Annotated in this window: 16 protein-coding genes; 6 read left to right on the top strand and 10 right to left on the bottom strand. The window is 57.1% G+C overall.

Features of this window, described 5'->3' with window-relative positions; translation table 11 throughout:
• The first annotated feature begins 5 nt into the window (after positions 1–5).
• From fdh3B to LCM21_RS09845, 5 genes are all read left to right on the top strand, one after another.
• Positions 6–602: a formate dehydrogenase FDH3 subunit beta gene (gene fdh3B, locus LCM21_RS09860; RefSeq protein ID WP_039530246.1), complete on the top strand. Its 597-nt coding sequence runs from the start codon at positions 6–8 to the stop codon at positions 600–602.
• Between the two features lie 74 nt (positions 603–676).
• Positions 677–1,885: a formate dehydrogenase subunit gamma gene (locus tag LCM21_RS09855; RefSeq protein ID WP_224890441.1), complete on the top strand. Its 1,209-nt coding sequence runs from the start codon at positions 677–679 to the stop codon at positions 1,883–1,885.
• The gene (locus tag LCM21_RS09850; protein WP_224890440.1) at positions 1,886–3,163 is read left to right on the top strand and encodes a c-type cytochrome; all 1,278 of its coding nucleotides are present in this window, start codon (positions 1,886–1,888) and stop codon (positions 3,161–3,163) included.
• Positions 3,160–3,285, top strand: coding sequence for a hypothetical protein (locus tag LCM21_RS20710; protein ID WP_263618944.1), 126 nt, complete (start codon positions 3,160–3,162; stop codon positions 3,283–3,285). Before LCM21_RS09850 ends, LCM21_RS20710 begins: the two co-directional genes overlap by 4 nt.
• Positions 3,286–4,158, top strand: coding sequence for a helix-turn-helix transcriptional regulator (locus LCM21_RS09845; protein WP_224890439.1), 873 nt, complete (start codon positions 3,286–3,288; stop codon positions 4,156–4,158).
• A 4-nt stretch (positions 4,159–4,162) separates the two neighbouring features.
• Here LCM21_RS09845 and LCM21_RS09840 read toward each other — a convergent pair whose 3' ends face one another.
• From LCM21_RS09840 to LCM21_RS09800, 9 genes are all read right to left on the bottom strand, one after another.
• Positions 4,163–4,978: an ABC transporter substrate-binding protein gene (locus tag LCM21_RS09840; protein ID WP_224890438.1), complete on the bottom strand. Its 816-nt coding sequence runs from the start codon at positions 4,976–4,978 to the stop codon at positions 4,163–4,165.
• 19 nt (positions 4,979–4,997) lie between these two features.
• On the bottom strand, positions 4,998–5,732 hold the full coding sequence (locus LCM21_RS09835) for an ATP-binding cassette domain-containing protein (RefSeq protein WP_224890437.1): 735 nt from the start codon (positions 5,730–5,732) through the stop codon (positions 4,998–5,000).
• Positions 5,725–6,438, bottom strand: a complete 714-nt coding sequence (locus tag LCM21_RS09830; RefSeq protein WP_224890436.1) for an ABC transporter permease — start codon at positions 6,436–6,438, stop codon at positions 5,725–5,727. Before LCM21_RS09830 ends, LCM21_RS09835 begins: the two co-directional genes overlap by 8 nt.
• 153 nt (positions 6,439–6,591) lie before the next feature.
• A complete protein-coding gene (locus tag LCM21_RS09825; RefSeq protein ID WP_068335291.1) occupies positions 6,592–7,581 on the bottom strand; it encodes an ABC transporter substrate-binding protein in 990 nt (329 codons plus the stop codon).
• Positions 7,582–7,637: 56 nt separating this feature from the next.
• Positions 7,638–8,483, bottom strand: a complete 846-nt coding sequence (locus LCM21_RS09820) for an ABC transporter permease (protein WP_224890435.1) — start codon at positions 8,481–8,483, stop codon at positions 7,638–7,640.
• Complete coding sequence (locus tag LCM21_RS09815; RefSeq protein WP_263618943.1) at positions 8,480–9,412, bottom strand: ABC transporter permease; 933 nt, start codon at positions 9,410–9,412, stop codon at positions 8,480–8,482. The genes LCM21_RS09820 and LCM21_RS09815 overlap by 4 nt, the downstream gene beginning before the upstream one ends.
• Entirely contained in the window at positions 9,405–10,199 is a 795-nt protein-coding gene (locus LCM21_RS09810) for an ABC transporter ATP-binding protein (RefSeq protein ID WP_224890434.1), read from the bottom strand. The genes LCM21_RS09815 and LCM21_RS09810 overlap by 8 nt, the downstream gene beginning before the upstream one ends.
• Before the next feature lie 54 nt (positions 10,200–10,253).
• On the bottom strand, positions 10,254–11,708 hold the full coding sequence (gene hydA / locus LCM21_RS09805) for a dihydropyrimidinase (protein ID WP_224890433.1): 1,455 nt from the start codon (positions 11,706–11,708) through the stop codon (positions 10,254–10,256).
• An 87-nt stretch (positions 11,709–11,795) separates the two neighbouring features.
• Entirely contained in the window at positions 11,796–13,046 is a 1,251-nt protein-coding gene (locus LCM21_RS09800) for a Zn-dependent hydrolase (protein ID WP_224890432.1), read from the bottom strand.
• Between the two features lie 171 nt (positions 13,047–13,217).
• On the opposite strand from LCM21_RS09800, the gene LCM21_RS09795 reads away from it, so the two are divergent.
• Positions 13,218–13,826: a TetR family transcriptional regulator C-terminal domain-containing protein gene (locus LCM21_RS09795; protein WP_224890431.1), complete on the top strand. Its 609-nt coding sequence runs from the start codon at positions 13,218–13,220 to the stop codon at positions 13,824–13,826.
• A gap of 45 nt (positions 13,827–13,871) precedes the next feature.
• Here the strand turns inward: LCM21_RS09795 and preA are convergent, their stop codons facing one another.
• The gene (preA, locus tag LCM21_RS09790) at positions 13,872–15,176 is read right to left on the bottom strand and encodes an NAD-dependent dihydropyrimidine dehydrogenase subunit PreA (RefSeq protein WP_224890430.1); all 1,305 of its coding nucleotides are present in this window, start codon (positions 15,174–15,176) and stop codon (positions 13,872–13,874) included.
• Between the last annotated feature and the right edge of the window lie 5 nt (positions 15,177–15,181).

Raw genomic sequence — 15,181 nt, 5'->3', positions numbered from 1 at the left:
AGAACATGGCAGCAAGAGCAAAATTTCTCTGCGACGCCGAACGCTGCATCGAGTGCAATGCCTGCGTCACCGCGTGTAAGAACGAACACGAGGTGCCGTGGGGCGTGAACCGCCGCAGGGTGGTGACGATCAATGACGGTGACCCGGGCGAACGCTCGATCTCGGTGGCCTGTATGCATTGTTCGGACGCGCCTTGCATGGCGGTGTGCCCGGTCGACTGCTTCTATCAGAACGAAGAAGGGGTCGTCCTGCATTCCAAGGACCTGTGCATTGGCTGCGGCTATTGCTTCTATGCGTGCCCCTTCGGCGCGCCGCAGTATCCGCAGGCGGGCAACTTCGGATCACGCGGCAAGATGGACAAATGTACCTTCTGCGCCGGTGGGCCCGAGGAAACGCACTCGACCGCAGAGTTCGCCAAATACGGTCGCAACCGGATCGCAGAAGGCAAACTGCCCATCTGCGCCGAGATGTGTTCCACGAAAGCCCTGCTCGCCGGTGACGGCGACGTGGTGTCCGCCATCTACCGTGAGCGTGTCGTCGCGCGCGGCTTTGGCTCGGGCGCTTGGGGCTGGGGCACGGCTTACGACCAGAAAGACGGCTAAGGCCGCTTTCCGTAAACCAAACAGGCGACCTGCATGCGTGGGTCGCCTGATCAGGGATTTTGACCGAGGTTCAGATGTTCCGCTTATTCATCGCATTGCTGTTTACCATTGGACTGGCACAAGCCACCATCGCGCAAACCAACGAGACAGAGGCGCCAGCCACTACAAACGAGCGTACCTCGACCGGTGGCGCAACCACGTTAGAGGATATCCTGGCACGTCAGCGCGGTGAAAAAGTGGATGACAGCTACCGATCGCAAAACACCGGCCAAGGCAATGTTGAGGGCCTACTGGGGCAGTTCGGGACACGCGGGGTTGCCTCGGACAGCGACGTCTACCGCGCGTTGCGCTACGGTTCGGCCGACGTAACAGTGTCGTCGCGCGGACCCGCCGACAGCGTTCTGATTCAGGACGGTGGTATGTGGTGGATGGCATTTCGCACCGGTCCGCTACGCGAATACGGAACGTATATCATTGTTGGCATGCTCGCTATCCTCGTGCTGTTTTTCCTGCTGCGCGGAAGAATTCGCATAGACGGGGAAAAAACAGGCCGGACCGTGCTTCGCTTTAACGGGTTTGAACGTTTCGGCCACTGGTTATTTGCGGGCTCATTCCTGGTACTGGGAATAACGGGCCTGCTGACCCTTTATGGCCGCGACTTCCTTATCCCGATCTTTGGAAAAGAAGGGTTCGCGACTATCGCGCAGGGCTGCAAGTGGCTGCACAACAATCTGGCCTGGGCCTTTATGCTGGGGTTGGTCATCATCACCGTGAATTGGATCGCGCACAACATCCCCAACCGCACCGACTTGAAATGGCTGGCCGCCGGAGGTGGGCTATTCACCAAAGGCAGCCATCCGCCCGCCAAGAAATTCAACGCTGGCCAAAAGGTGATCTTCTGGGCCTGTGTATTGTTGGGTGTATCGATCAGCCTGTCAGGCTTGTCGCTGTTGTTCCCGTTCGAACTGCCGATGTTCGCCAAAACCTTCTCGGTCGCAAATGCCACGGGAATTCCTCAGATGCTTGGCCTGAACCTGCCGACGCAAATGTCCCCGCAGGAAGAGATGCAGTACGCGCAGCTCTGGCACGTGATCGTCGCCTATATCTTCATCGCCATTATCATTGCGCATATCTACCTTGGCTCTGTCGGGATGGAAGGCGCGTTCGATGCCATGGGCACGGGTGAAGTTGAAGAACAATGGGCACGCGAACATCACTCGCTGTGGTTGGAAGAGGTGCAGGAAAAAGAAGCCGGCAAAGCTGCGGCCTCGCCTGCGGAATAGATGCGCTGGCTGGCCGTTGCACTTGCTCTGATCCCCCTGCCCGCCTTGGCCGAGTTCTTTACGCTCAAAGGTCACGGCGGCCCGATCATGGGGATCGCGACCGCGCCTGACGGGCGGATCGCAACGGCAAGCTTCGATAATTCCGTTGGGCTGTGGTCGGACGGCAAGCCGGAATGGCTTGAGGGGCACGAGGCCGCCGTCAACTGTGTCTCTTTCAACGGGCGTGCGATCTTCTCAGCCGGGGATGACTTTACCTTGCGCCGCTGGCCGGGCGGCGAGGTTGTTGGCCGTCACAAGGGAAAGATCGTGGGTCTTGCGGCCTCGAAAACTCACGTGGCAACGGCAAGTTGGGACGGTACCATCGGACTTTGGCCCGAGGACGGTTCAAGTGCACATACCCTAACCATCGGTAGCGGGGTTAACGCTGTCGCCTTCTCTTCCGATGGCGCCACATTGTATTCCGCCGGTATGGATGGAACATTGCGAATTTGGGATGTGGCCAGCGGCGAAGAAACCCGGCGTCTGGTCGAACATGGCTTTGGGATAAATGAGCTTGTTCTGAACACCCAAGACAACTGGATTGCCTATGGAGCGGTGGACGGTGTGACGCGCATATTGGATCTGAATACCGGTGAAGAGCGCGATTTTACCCTAGGCCGCCGTCCCATCCTCGCCTTGGCGCTTAGCCCGGATCGCACAATGCTGGCAGTGGGCGACGGTGAAGGTTACATCATGATCATCGACACGAAGGACTGGCGTATCGCACAGGATTTCCGCGCCACCCTGCGTGGGCCGGTTTGGGCTTTGGCGTTTTCTACCGACGGACGGAACATTCACGCGGGCGGTATTGATGAGACGATGTATAGTTGGCCTGTCTCGGCACTTGGTGATCAGGCGCAAATGGCTTCGATTGAACCAAGTTTCCTCAAAAACCCGGAAGAGATGAGCAATGGTGAACGCCAGTTTGCCCGCAAATGCTCGATCTGTCATAGCCTGACACCGGATGGGGAAAGACGGGCGGGTCCGACATTGCATGGCGTCTTTGGTCGAAAGGCTGGAACATTGCCGGGATATTTCTACTCGGATACGCTGCAAGACTCTGATATCATTTGGAATGACGATACGATAAATGCCCTTTTCGACGAAGGGCCAGACCACTACATTCCGGGGTCAAAGATGCCGATGCAACGGATCACACAAGCGCAAGACCGCGACGATTTGGTCGCCTTTCTGCGCCGCGCAACGGCACCGGAGAACGCAACCGGAGGAGACCGATGAAAGCCTTTATTGCCGCTGTGGCCGCAATGGTCGTGATTACCGCTGCTGCACCCTTTGCGCTGCAACAGATGGGATTCAGCGCGGCGGATGTGGGATCCGGATCCGCTGTGCGCCTCGACTAAATGTCTGAATACCTGACGACGAAAGAGCTGGCCGACCTGCTGCGCATTGGCGAGCGGAAGGCCTATGACCTTGCCTCATCTGGTGAGGTTCCCTGTGTGCGAGCCATGGGTAAGCTGCTGTTTCCAAGGGCCGAGGTTATCGCATGGCTTAATGCCTCACGCTCAGGCCCGCAGGTGGCAGAACCTCCGCTGCCCCCGATTGTCGCAGGCAGCCATGATCCGTTGCTGGATTGGGCGCTGCGTGAAAGTGGATCGGGTCTGGCGACGTATTATGACGGCTCGTTCGATGGGTTGGAACGCCTGAAGGATCGCAGCGCACAAGCCGCGGCGCTGCATATTCACGAAGACAACGGCTTTAACACGCAGTCCCTGCGCGCCAATCTCGGTGAGGCTCCGGTTGTTCTTTACGAAATCGCGCTGCGGCAGCGCGGGCTGCTTCTGTCCCCAGAAGCCACGGGCATCTCCGGATTTTCCGATTTGAAAGGACAGCGCGTGATCCTACGTCAGGACAGCGCCGCCAGTCAGCGGCTATTCGACACGCAGCTTGAAGCCCACGGGCTGATGCGCGACGATCTGGACACTCTACCCACCGCTGCCCGCACCGAAGAAGAACTGGCCATTGCCCTGCACGACAGCAAGGCCGAGGTTGGGTTCGGGCTGGTTGCCTTGGCTGGGCTCTACGACCTGAAATTCGTCCCGACCCATTCCGAACGTCTGGATCTCGCCATCTGGCGACGCGCCTATTTCGATGACCCGATGCTGAAGCTGCTGGGCTTTCTGCAATCAGAACGTTTCAGCATCCGCGCCGCCGAATTTGGTGGCTATGATCTGTCTGGATTGGGAACAATCCACCACAACGGGGCCAGCGGCTGACGCGTTATTCTGAGTTCGGAAAAAACAACTGCTGACCGTCCAGCGTGTACGACGCGATCGCTTCCTGACCATGCGGCCCGATGAGCCAGTCGATGAACCTCTGACCTGCAGCGGCGCGAACATGAGGGTGCTTTTCCGCGTTCACAAGGATGACACCGTACTGATTGAACAAACGCGGATCGCCTTCGACCAGAACCTCAAGATTGTCCTTGTTCCCGAAGGATTGCCATGTGGCGCGATCCGTCAGCACGTAAGCCCCCATTCCGTTTGCCACATTCAGCGTCGCCCCCATACCCGAGCCGGTCTCTCGGTACCACGTCCCTGATGCCGCTATGGGGTCGGCAGCTGCGGCATCCCACAGGCGCATCTCTGCCTTGTGCGTGCCGCTGTCATCCCCGCGCGAAGCAAAGGGCGCTTCTGCCTCGGCGACCGCAGTCAGTGCAGCCACGATATCTGTGCCGCCCTTCACCTGTGCCGGATCAGACTTCGGCCCGACCAGAACAAAGTCGTTATACATCACGTCAAAACGCTGAACGCCCCAGCCGTCGGCCACAAATTTCTCCTCGGCTGGTTTGGAATGCACCAACAGCACATCCCCATCCCCGTTAATCGCGTTACGGATCGCCTGACCAGTGCCAACAGCAACCACCCGGACATCTATGCCCGTTTCAGCCTCAAACCCCGGAAGGATATAGTCCAATAGGCCCGAATTCTGGGTCGAGGTTGTCGATTGAACTACGATGAACGGCGCTTCGGCGCTCGCCGCTGTCGCCGTCAAACCGACAGCGATCAAGCTTGCCTGAACAATGTTCCGGATCATTTAGAACTCCAATTTCAAATTAAGTAACCAACCCGCCTGCCAGATATCGGCGTGCGGCGTCGCTTTTGGGGGTATCCAACACCTGTTGCGCTGCGCCATGTTCAACCACCCGACCGCCCTGCATCATTACGATGTCGGCAGCCAATCGTCGGGCCTGACCAATATCATGCGTCACCATCACGATACGCACGCCGCGCGATGAGGCCCGCTGAACCATCCGTTCGATCATCTGCGTGGCGCTCGGGTCAAGCGCGCTGGTGGGTTCATCCAGAAACAGCGTCTCGGGGTTAAGCGCGAGGGCGCGCAGAATAGCCAGACGTTGCGCCTCCCCCCCAGACAACGACCGGGCAGACTGCCGAGCCTTGCCATCCAGCCCACCCTCGGTCAGCAAATCCTGGATACGGGTTTTCCGTTCACTGCGGGGCAAACCTCGGCGTTTCAAGACAAAATCCAGGTTTGCCGCAACAGACCGGCGCAGCAAGACAGGCTGTTGAAACACCATCCCCTGTCGTGTTTTGTGGTAAGCGTCCAGGGGCACGCCATCCTGCATCACCTGGCCACGATCTGGTACAATCAACCCATGTAGACACCGCAGCAACAGGCTCTTGCCTGCTCCGTTCGGTCCAAGGATCAAGGTTGGTCCCGGCCCGTCGAGGTTCAAACTGGGTACATCCAGCAAAGCCTTACCTTTGCGCGTAATCCGTACACCCCCCACCGACAGGCAACTTGCCATATCTGAAACCAGGTCACGCATGGCGCAGCCCTTCCTGTTCGGCCCGCAAGCTGAGTGTGCTGACCATGGCAGTCACGGCAACCGCGATGCCGATCAGGATCGCGCCAAGAGCCAGCGCCAGCGCCAAGTTACCCTTGGACGTCTCAAGCGCGATTGTCGTCGTCATCACCCGCGTCACATGGTTGATATTCCCGCCCACGATGATCACCGCCCCGACCTCAGCAATGGCGCGCCCGAAACCAGCCAAAAGCGCCGTTACCAGCGCCAACCGCGCATCCCACAACAAAACCGGGACCGAGGCGGGCCGCGACACGCCCAACGAGCGGAGCTGTTCCGAATACTCCTCAGCCAGCATCTCGATGACTTGACGGGTCAGCGCCGCGATAATGGGGGTGACCAGAACCACCTGTGCGATGATCATGGCGGTTGGCGTGTACAGCAGCTCAAAAACTCCAAGCGGACCCGAACGCGACAACATCAGATACACCAGAAGCCCCACAACGACCGGAGGAAGACCCATCAGGGCGTTCATCAGAACGATCAACACACGCCGACCGGGAAACCGCGCAACCGCCAAGGCGGCCCCCAAGGGCATGCCGATCAGCGCAGAAATCAGAACAGCGAAAAGCGAAACCTTCAGGGACAACAACACAATCGCCCAAAGCTCTGCATCCCCGTTCAGGATCAAAGCCATGGCTGCGGTGAGTTCTGCTGCAAAACTTTGCATTTTCTTCTGTATTCTAGGATTAGCCGTATAAAACGCGTCAAATTACAAAAGAATACTACTCGTTTCTCAACTCAAGTACAGTGCCAATTCCTATGCACCAAAAGGAAACGCGGTCCCAGTTGGGACCGCGCCAGTCTCGGAATTTGCTAAAGATCAGTTGAGGGCAGCATCGGTAATCGTGTGTGTCCACGCGCCCTCGGGCTGCTTGGTGATCACAGGATCGGAACCACCGGCCAACAGAGTATCCACCGTACGCTGAAAGTCCGCCTCTTCGAGCGCGCCGTTTGAACCGGCAGTCAGCTTGGCAATCTCGCTCATCATGCGCTTTTGATGTTCTTCCGTCTGAGCACCGGTCGCATCATTCTCCAGCACGATTTCAGCTGCTTCATCCGGGTTTTCCTCGGCGTATTTCCAGCCTTTCATCGAGGCGCGAACAAAACGTTCCATGCGGTCCACAAATGCTTCATCGCTCAGGTTTTCTTCCAGAACGTACAAGCCGTCCTCAAGCGTGGCGACGCCCTGTTCCTCGTATTTAAAGGTGACAAGCTCATCCGGGCTAACACCGGCGTCGATCACCTGCCAGTATTCATTATAGGTCATGGTGCTGATGCAATCGGCCTGACGCTGCAACAGTGGATCGACGTTAAAGCCCTGTTTCAGAACCTCAACACCGTTCTCGCTCTTGCCGCTGGTGTCGATGCCCAACTGGCTCATCCAGCTCATGAACGGAAATTCATTGCCGAAGAACCAAACACCCAAGGTGCGGTTCTTAAGATCTTCTGGTGACGAGATTCCAGCATCTTTCCAGCATGTCAGCATCATGCCAGAGCTTTTGAACGGTTGCGCGATATTGACCAGCGGCAAGCCCTTTTCGCGTGCGGCAAGCGCGGCGGGCATCCATTCAACGGTGACATCGGCGCCACCGCCTGCAATCACCTGCGTCGGCGCGATATCCGGACCGCCCGGCAGGATCGTAACATCCAGCCCCTCTTCTTCGTAAAACCCTTTGTCCTTGGCGACGTAATAGCCCGCGAACTGTGCCTGCGTGACCCACTTTAATTGCAGCGTTACTTCATCCGCTGCCAAGGCCGTACTGGCTGCCAGGCTGAAGGCAGCAATCGCCCCGCTGAGTAGCTTATTCATCTTCATCTCTCCTAGTTGTTGTTGGTGCCCCGTTTTCGAGGTCTGTTTAATCTTCGTTATCCGCGTTGCGACGGGTGCCAGAAGGTTACCGCCTTTTCGATCATGGCCACCAAGCCGTAAAACGCCGTCCCGGCCAAGGCGGCCACGACGATCTCGGCCCAGACCATATCCAGCGAAAGCTGCCCAACGCTGGTTGAAATCCGAAACCCCATACCCAAGGTCGGCGAACCAAAGAACTCGGCCACGATAGCGCCAATCAGCGCAAGAGTGGTAGAAATCTTTAGCCCATTGAAAATAAACGGCATCGCTGCAGGAAGGCGCAGTTTAAGAAAGCTCTGCCAATAGGTCGCCGCGTAAGTCTCCATCAAGTCGCGCTGCATGGCCGTGGCTTCTCGGAGGCCAGCTACAGTGTTTACCAGCATCGGAAAGAACACCATCACCACGACCACCGCCGCTTTGGAATGCCAGTCGAAACCGAACCACATCACCAAAATGGGGGCGGTTCCCACGATGGGCAGGGCTGCGACGAAGTTACCGACCGGTAGCAACCCAAGCCGCAAGAAATCCCACCTGTCCACGGCAATCGCCACCAAAAAGGCCGATCCGCACCCGATGATGTAACCGCTGAGCGCCCCTTTGATGATCGTCTGAACAAAGTCAGCCCAAAGAATTGGCAGGCTGTCTGCAAAACGCACTGCGATCAAGGATGGCGCAGGCAGGATGACCAAGGGTACATCAAGCCCCCGCACTGTCAGTTCCCATATCCCTATGATCGTAAGACCAAAGATAAGGGGCGCTAGAAACCGCACGGTCGGCGTATCGGCATAGGGTCCGCTAGCCAGTCGGCTATTTACCCACCAGCCGAACAACCACAGAAGGATAGCGCAGAAAACAAGTATCATTGCGCCATCCCCATCCGTTTCAGAACCGAACGCTCGATCAGGCCCAGCAGACCAACAAGACATGCTGCCAATATCGCTGCCGCAAACAGCGCCGACCAGATCTGCACTGTCTGACCGTAATAGCTCCCTGCCAGCAGACGCGCGCCCAGACCGGCAACCGCCCCGGTCGGCAACTCGCCAACAATGGCTCCGACGAGTGAGGCCGCGATACCAATCTTTAGCGAGGTAAACAGGTAAGGCATGGACGCCGGCAAACGCAGCTTCCAGAACCCTTGCGACTGGCTGGCGTTATAGGTGCGCAAAAGGTCCAACTGCATCGCATCGGGGCTGCGCAGCCCCTTCACCATTCCAACCACGACCGGGAAAAAGCTGAGGTAAGCTGAAATGATCGCTTTGGGAATGATCCCCTGAATGCCCACAGAATACAGGACCACGATGATCATCGGCGCAAGAGCGATAATCGGTATAGTCTGGCTAACGATGGCCCAAGGCATGACCGACAAGTCCATCACGCGGCTATGCACGATACCAACGGCCAGCAGAATGCCGAGCCCCGTACCGATCGCAAATCCAAGCATTGTCGCGCTGAGTGTTACCCAAGAGTGGTAGATCAATGATCTTTTTGAGGTGATCTTTTTCTCGACCGTGCTGTCCCACAACTCTTCTGCCACCTGATGCGGCGCCGGTAGACGCGGGCGGTCCTGCTCCCACGTTTCGTCAATCGCAAAGCTGTTGTCGAAGATCAGCCCAAACTCATTCATATCCCGCCGATCGGCCGCGTTAGGCGGATCGACGGATTCTCCGGCCCGTTCGAGTTCGGTCAGCACACCCTTGATGTTCATCGGCACGCTGGCCGCATACCAGAACAGAATGATGACGCCGACAACGGTCAAGACCGCCCAGAATGACCTTATCCCCGTACTAGTCATCCGAATGCCCTGCCCTCAGACCTTCACGAACGCGATGCGCAACTTCGATGAATTCAGGGCTGTCCCGAATATCCAAAGGTCGCTCCTTCGGCAAAGGGCTGTCGATTACATCCGTAATCCGCCCCGGCCGCGGGCTCATCACAACGATCTTGGTGCTGAGATACACAGCCTCAGGGATCGAGTGAGTAACAAACCCGATGGTCTTTTCTGTCCGCGCCCACAACGCCAGAAGCTGTTCGTTGAGGTGGTCGCGCACAATCTCATCCAGCGCCCCGAAAGGTTCATCCATCAGCAGAAGATCCGCATCAAACGCCAGCGCCCGCGCGATGCTCGCACGCTGTTGCATGCCACCTGACAACTGCCACGGGAACTTGCCGCCAAATCCATTTAGATCAACAAGTTCCAGAACTTTATTCACCCTTTCATCTTGTTCGGCTGATGAGTATCCCATGATCTCAAGCGGCAGTTTGATGTTTTTCGCGATAGTCCGCCACGGGTACAACCCCGCTGCCTGAAACACATACCCATAGGCCCGGTTTCGCCGCGCCTCATCCGGTGTCATGCCATTGACAGTCAGCGCGCCCCCGGTTGGTGTTTCAAGCGCTGCGATACACCGCAAAAAGGTCGTCTTGCCACAGCCCGAAGGGCCGATGAAGCTGACGAAATCACCCTTGTTGATCGACAGGTTCACGTCTTTAAGCGCGTGGACCGGTCCGTCATTTGTCTGGAACGTCAGATCCAGTTGATTTGCCTCAATTACGGGCTCGGTCGTACTTTCAGTATTCATTGCACTGCCTTGAAAATATTATCTTTATGCGGCGCCTGTACTTTCTGGCCTGCACTAAACCCCCGTCGCCGGGATGCCCGACCGTTCGACTGGCCTTGGGGCAGTAAGCTCTTTCCAAGTGCTCAGTGCCTTGTTGACGGTGGTGTTGGCTTCACGCGCAACAAACTTGCCGTGGCCTTCCTGTGTTTTGATCTCGCCGTCATGCACGGCCACCTGTCCCCGGGTCAGGGTAAAGCGTGGCAAGCCTTTGACTTCTTTTCCCTCAAACACGTTATAGTCGATCGAAGATTGCTGCGTCTCGGCGGTGATCGTTTTGCTCTTTTCAGGGTCCCAAACGACGATGTCGGCATCAGCGCCCACAAGGATTGCACCTTTTTTCGGATAGCAGTTCAATATCTTAGCGATGTTTGTTGAGGTAACTGCAACGAATTCATTTGGCGTTAACCGGCCGGTATTCACACCGTGGGTCCAAAGCATCGGCATCCGGTCCTCCAGACCGCCAGTGCCATTCGGGATCTTGGTAAAATCGCCGACGCCATAGCGCTTCTGTTCAGTCGTAAACGCACAATGATCCGTGGCCACGACGCTCAGCGAGCCTGACTGTAGCCCCGCCCACAGACTATCCTGGTGCTGTTTGTTGCGGAACGGAGGGCTCATGACACGCCGCGCGGCATGGTCCCAGTCGGGGTGCGCATATTCGCTGTCGTCCAGTGTCAGGTGCTGGATCAGCGGCTCTCCCCATACGCGTTTGCCTAGCATCTTCGCCCGGCGGATGGCCTCGTGCGCTTCTTCACAGGAGGTATGCACCACGTAGAGCGGCACGCCCGCCATATCAGCGATCATGATGGCACGGTTCGTGGCTTCGCCTTCAACCTGTGGCGGGCGTGAGTAGGCATGCGCCTCGGGGCCAGAATTACCTTCGGCCAACAGCTTGGCTTGCAACTCGGCCACGACATCACCGTTCTCGGCATGCACCATTGCGATACCGCCCAGTTCAGCCAGCCGCTTGAATGACGCGAACAGCTCATCGTCATTCACCATAAGCGCGCCTTTATAGGCCATGAAGTGTTTAAACGTATTGATTCCACGCTCTTCCACGACTGTCTTGATGTCATCGAACACCTGCTCACCCCACCAAGTTACAGCCATGTGGAAGGAATAGTCACAGTTTGCGCGGGTCGATTTGTTATCCCAGCGCTTCAAGGCGTCCAGCAGGCTTTCCCCGGGGTTGGGCAAAGCAAAATCCACCACCATCGTCGTACCGCCAGCTAAGGCCGCCCGCGTTCCGCTTTCGAAATCATCGCTGGAATACGTTCCCATAAACGGCATCTCAAGGTGCGTATGCGGGTCAATGCCACCCGGCATCACGTAGCAACCCGTCGCGTCCAGTTCCTTGTCGCCCTTAAGGCCCATCCCGATTTCGGTGATCACACCATCTTCGACCATCACATCCGCCTTGTAAGACAAGTCCGCAGTGACGACGGTGCCGTTTTTGATAACAGTGCTCATTTTAAACTCCCTAACGCGGTCTTCGCCGCTTGTTTTGTTAGCCTAACGTCTCGTGGGGAACGCCAGTCCGAGGACGGCTGGTCCAGATTATTCCACGATTTCCGCAGTTTCGACGACGGCATGAAACAGAACATCCGCCCCGGCTGCAGCCCAGTCTTTGCTGATTTCTTCGGCCTCGTTGTGGCTCAACCCGTCAACACAGGGGCACATGACCATGGCTGTCGGTGCCACGCGGTTGATCCAGCACGCGTCATGACCCGCACCCGAGATGATGTCGGTATGCGAATAGCCCAGCCGTTCTGCCGCGTTACGTACGGCGGCCACGCAGCCCTCATCGAATTTCACAGGATCAAAACCGCCGACCTTCTCGAATTCGATCTGCAGACCCATCTCGTCGACGATATCCTCAGCGGCAACGCGCAGGCGATTTTCCATATCGGTGATCACGTCCAACTCGGGTGAGCGGAAGTCGACCGTGAAGACCACCTTGCCCGGAATAACATTGCGCGAGTTCGGATATACGTCGATATGGCCCGCAGCGCCAACTGCATGCGGGGCATGGGACCACGCGATTTCGTCCACCTTCTCAAGAATTCGCGCCATCGCAAGGCCAGCGTTCTTGCGCATCGGCATTGGGGTCGACCCGGTATGGGCATCCTTGCCTGTCACAGTGATCTGGGTCCAGCTAAGACCTTGGCCATGCGTGACCACACCGATGTCTTTGCCCTCTGCCTCAAGGATTGGCCCCTGCTCGATATGAAGCTCAAAGAAGGCGTGCATCTTGCGTGAACCAACCTCTTCATCACCTCGCCAGCCAATGCGCTGAAGCTCATCACCGAATTTCTTCCCCTCGGCATCTTCGCGGTCATAGGCCCAGTCCTGCGTGTGCATCCCGGCAAACACGCCCGATGACAACATCGCCGGCGCATAACGCGTGCCCTCTTCATTGGTCCAGTTGGTTGCCACGATCGGATGCTTGGTCTTGATACCAAGATCGTTGAGGGTCCGTATGATCTCTAATCCGCCCAGCACGCCCAGCACGCCATCATACTTTCCACCCGTTGGCTGTGTGTCCAGATGCGACCCGACATAAACCGGCAGCGCATCTGGATCAGTTCCAGCACGGTGCGCAAACATGTTACCCATCTGGTCCAGTCCCATGGTGCAGCCCGCATCCTCACACCATTTCTGGAAAAGCGCGCGTCCCTCGGCATCTTCATCCGTCAGCGTTTGACGATTATTACCGCCTGCAACACCCGGGCCAATCTTTGCCATCTCCATCAGGCTATCCCACAACCTGTCGCCATTGATTCTGAGGTTCTGCGCCGGAGCTGCCATTGGTGTCTTCCCTGTTGCTTGCGATTTGGCTCGCTTGTGGTGTCTTGATTTGACCATATGGTCAAACTCACGCTATCACGGGTTCGACGTCAGTCAAGAAATTGCATGGTGCCGCCAGAAGTTTCGGCGCTATTTACCCGCGCATGGCAAAAAAAGAGACACGCTGAAAACATGCCCAAGGATCGTGCCCCGACCCGGATACAGAAAAAGAATCGCGCAACGATTCTCAATGCCGCCCTGAACGTGTTTTCAGCCCATGGGTTTCGCGGGGCGACGGTCGATCAGATCGCGACGGAGGCCGGACTGAGCAAACCGAACCTTCTGTATTACTTCCCGTCAAAAGAAGCGATTCACACTGCGCTGCTGTCGGGCTTGCTTGAGACATGGCTGGCACCGCTGCACGATCTGGACGCGGACGGCGAACCGATGGAAGAAATTCTGTCTTATATCCATCGGAAACTGCAAATGAGCCGCGAACTGCCCCGCGAAAGCCGTCTGTTCGCCAACGAGCTTGTTCAGGGTGCGCCCCGCATTCATGACGCCTTGTCAAACGACCTTAAGTCGTTGGTCGACGAAAAAACCTCGGTTCTGACGGGATGGATGGATCAGGGTAAAATCGCGCGGCTGCATCCCTATCACCTGATCTTTTCGATCTGGGCGCTGACCCAGCATTACGCTGATTTTGATGTTCAGGTCCGCGCTATTCTGGGCGAAGAGGACCCGTTCAAAGGGGCTGAGCCGTTTATAGACACGCTCTATCGCAAATTGCTGTCGCCATAAAGAAGGGGGCCGTTGACCGGCCCCTTTCTTCGTCTGTCATTGGTGTTATTCGGCAGCTTTTGCCATCGGGTTGTTTGGATGCGTTGTCCAGTTGGCGTAGTCTGGCTGAACCTCCAATCCGGTGCGCGGATCGACCTCTCCGGCCTGCATCGGCACCATCGAGATGCACCCATCCACCGGACACACATCCACACACAGGTTACAGGCGACGCATTCTTCGTCCTTGACCTCGAACACGCGGTCCGCAGACATCGAAATCGCCTGGTGGCTGGTGTCTTCGCATGCGGCATAACAGCGGCCACACTTGATGCATTGATCCTGATCGATTTTGGCCTTGGCTACGTAGTTCAGGTTCAGATACTGCCAGTCGGTTACATTTGGCACCGCAAGGCCCACGACCTGTGAGACGTCCGTGTATCCCTTTTCGTCCATCCACTTGGACAGGCCAGCCGTCAGTTCATCGATGATCTTGAAGCCGTAGGTCATGGCCGCGGTGCAAACCTGAACCGTGCCACAGCCCAGTGCCATGAACTCGGCCGCATCGCGCCAGGTGGTCACGCCGCCGATACCAGAGATCGGCAAGCCATGCGTCGCCTCAGCGCGCGAAATTTCCGACACCATCGACAAGGCAATCGGCTTCACCGCAGGTCCGCAATAGCCGCCATGGCTGCCCTTGCCGTCAATCGATGGTTCCGGGCTAAATGTATCCAGATTGACACTGGTGATCGAATTGATCGTGTTGATCAGTGACACCGCATCCGCGCCGCCATTTCTTGCGGCCGCAGCAGGCTTACGGATATCGGTAATGTTGGGCGTCAGCTTTACGATCACCGGGCGGTCGTAGTATTTTTTGCACCAACGCGTGACCATCTCGATATATTCCGGGACTTGCCCAACGGCTGAACCCATGCCGCGCTCACTCATCCCATGTGGGCAACCAAAATTCAGCTCGATCCCGTCTGCGCCGGTTTCGGCCACGCGCGGCAGGATGGCTTTCCACGCCTCTTCCTCGCACGGCACCATGATCGAGGCGATGAGCGCACGATCCGGGTAATCGGCCTTGACCCGCGCCATTTCTTCAAGGTTCACCTCAAGCGGACGGTCGGTGATCAGTTCGATGTTGTTAAGCCCCAGCAAACGCCGATCAGCCCCATAGATCGCACCATAACGCGGCCCGTTGACATTCACCACCGGCGGCCCTTCGGACCCCAGAGTTTTCCAAACAACACCACCCCATCCGGCCTCGAATGCGCGGCGGACGTTGTATTCCTTGTCAGTTGGTGGCGCCGAAGCCAGCCAATACGGGTTAGGGCTTTCGATTCCCAGAAAGTTTGTTTTTAAATCAGCCATTTATT

It is taken from the genome of Ruegeria profundi (genome assembly GCF_020171505.1).
Classification (GTDB): domain Bacteria; phylum Pseudomonadota; class Alphaproteobacteria; order Rhodobacterales; family Rhodobacteraceae; genus Ruegeria; species Ruegeria profundi.
The sequence above is the reverse complement of the archived record's forward strand: the minus strand, read 5'-3'. Positions and strand labels throughout refer to the sequence as shown.

Coding starts and splice junctions, on each gene's coding strand:
- fdh3B (WP_039530246.1), top strand. CDS start 6: ATGGCAGCAAGAGCAAAATTTCTCTGCGACGCCGAACGCTGCATCGAG.
- LCM21_RS09810 (WP_224890434.1), bottom strand. CDS start 10,199: ATGAATACTGAAAGTACGACCGAGCCCGTAATTGAGGCAAATCAACTG.
- LCM21_RS20710 (WP_263618944.1), top strand. CDS start 3,160: ATGAAAGCCTTTATTGCCGCTGTGGCCGCAATGGTCGTGATTACCGCT.
- LCM21_RS09815 (WP_263618943.1), bottom strand. CDS start 9,412: ATGACTAGTACGGGGATAAGGTCATTCTGGGCGGTCTTGACCGTTGTC.
- hydA (WP_224890433.1), bottom strand. CDS start 11,708: ATGAGCACTGTTATCAAAAACGGCACCGTCGTCACTGCGGACTTGTCT.
- preA (WP_224890430.1), bottom strand. CDS start 15,176: ATGGCTGATTTAAAAACAAACTTTCTGGGAATCGAAAGCCCTAACCCG.
- LCM21_RS09800 (WP_224890432.1), bottom strand. CDS start 13,046: ATGGCAGCTCCGGCGCAGAACCTCAGAATCAATGGCGACAGGTTGTGG.
- LCM21_RS09830 (WP_224890436.1), bottom strand. CDS start 6,438: ATGCAAAGTTTTGCAGCAGAACTCACCGCAGCCATGGCTTTGATCCTG.
- LCM21_RS09850 (WP_224890440.1), top strand. CDS start 1,886: ATGCGCTGGCTGGCCGTTGCACTTGCTCTGATCCCCCTGCCCGCCTTG.
- LCM21_RS09840 (WP_224890438.1), bottom strand. CDS start 4,978: ATGATCCGGAACATTGTTCAGGCAAGCTTGATCGCTGTCGGTTTGACG.
- LCM21_RS09855 (WP_224890441.1), top strand. CDS start 677: ATGTTCCGCTTATTCATCGCATTGCTGTTTACCATTGGACTGGCACAA.
- LCM21_RS09795 (WP_224890431.1), top strand. CDS start 13,218: ATGCCCAAGGATCGTGCCCCGACCCGGATACAGAAAAAGAATCGCGCA.
- LCM21_RS09820 (WP_224890435.1), bottom strand. CDS start 8,483: ATGATACTTGTTTTCTGCGCTATCCTTCTGTGGTTGTTCGGCTGGTGG.
- LCM21_RS09835 (WP_224890437.1), bottom strand. CDS start 5,732: ATGCGTGACCTGGTTTCAGATATGGCAAGTTGCCTGTCGGTGGGGGGT.
- LCM21_RS09845 (WP_224890439.1), top strand. CDS start 3,286: ATGTCTGAATACCTGACGACGAAAGAGCTGGCCGACCTGCTGCGCATT.
- LCM21_RS09825 (WP_068335291.1), bottom strand. CDS start 7,581: ATGAATAAGCTACTCAGCGGGGCGATTGCTGCCTTCAGCCTGGCAGCC.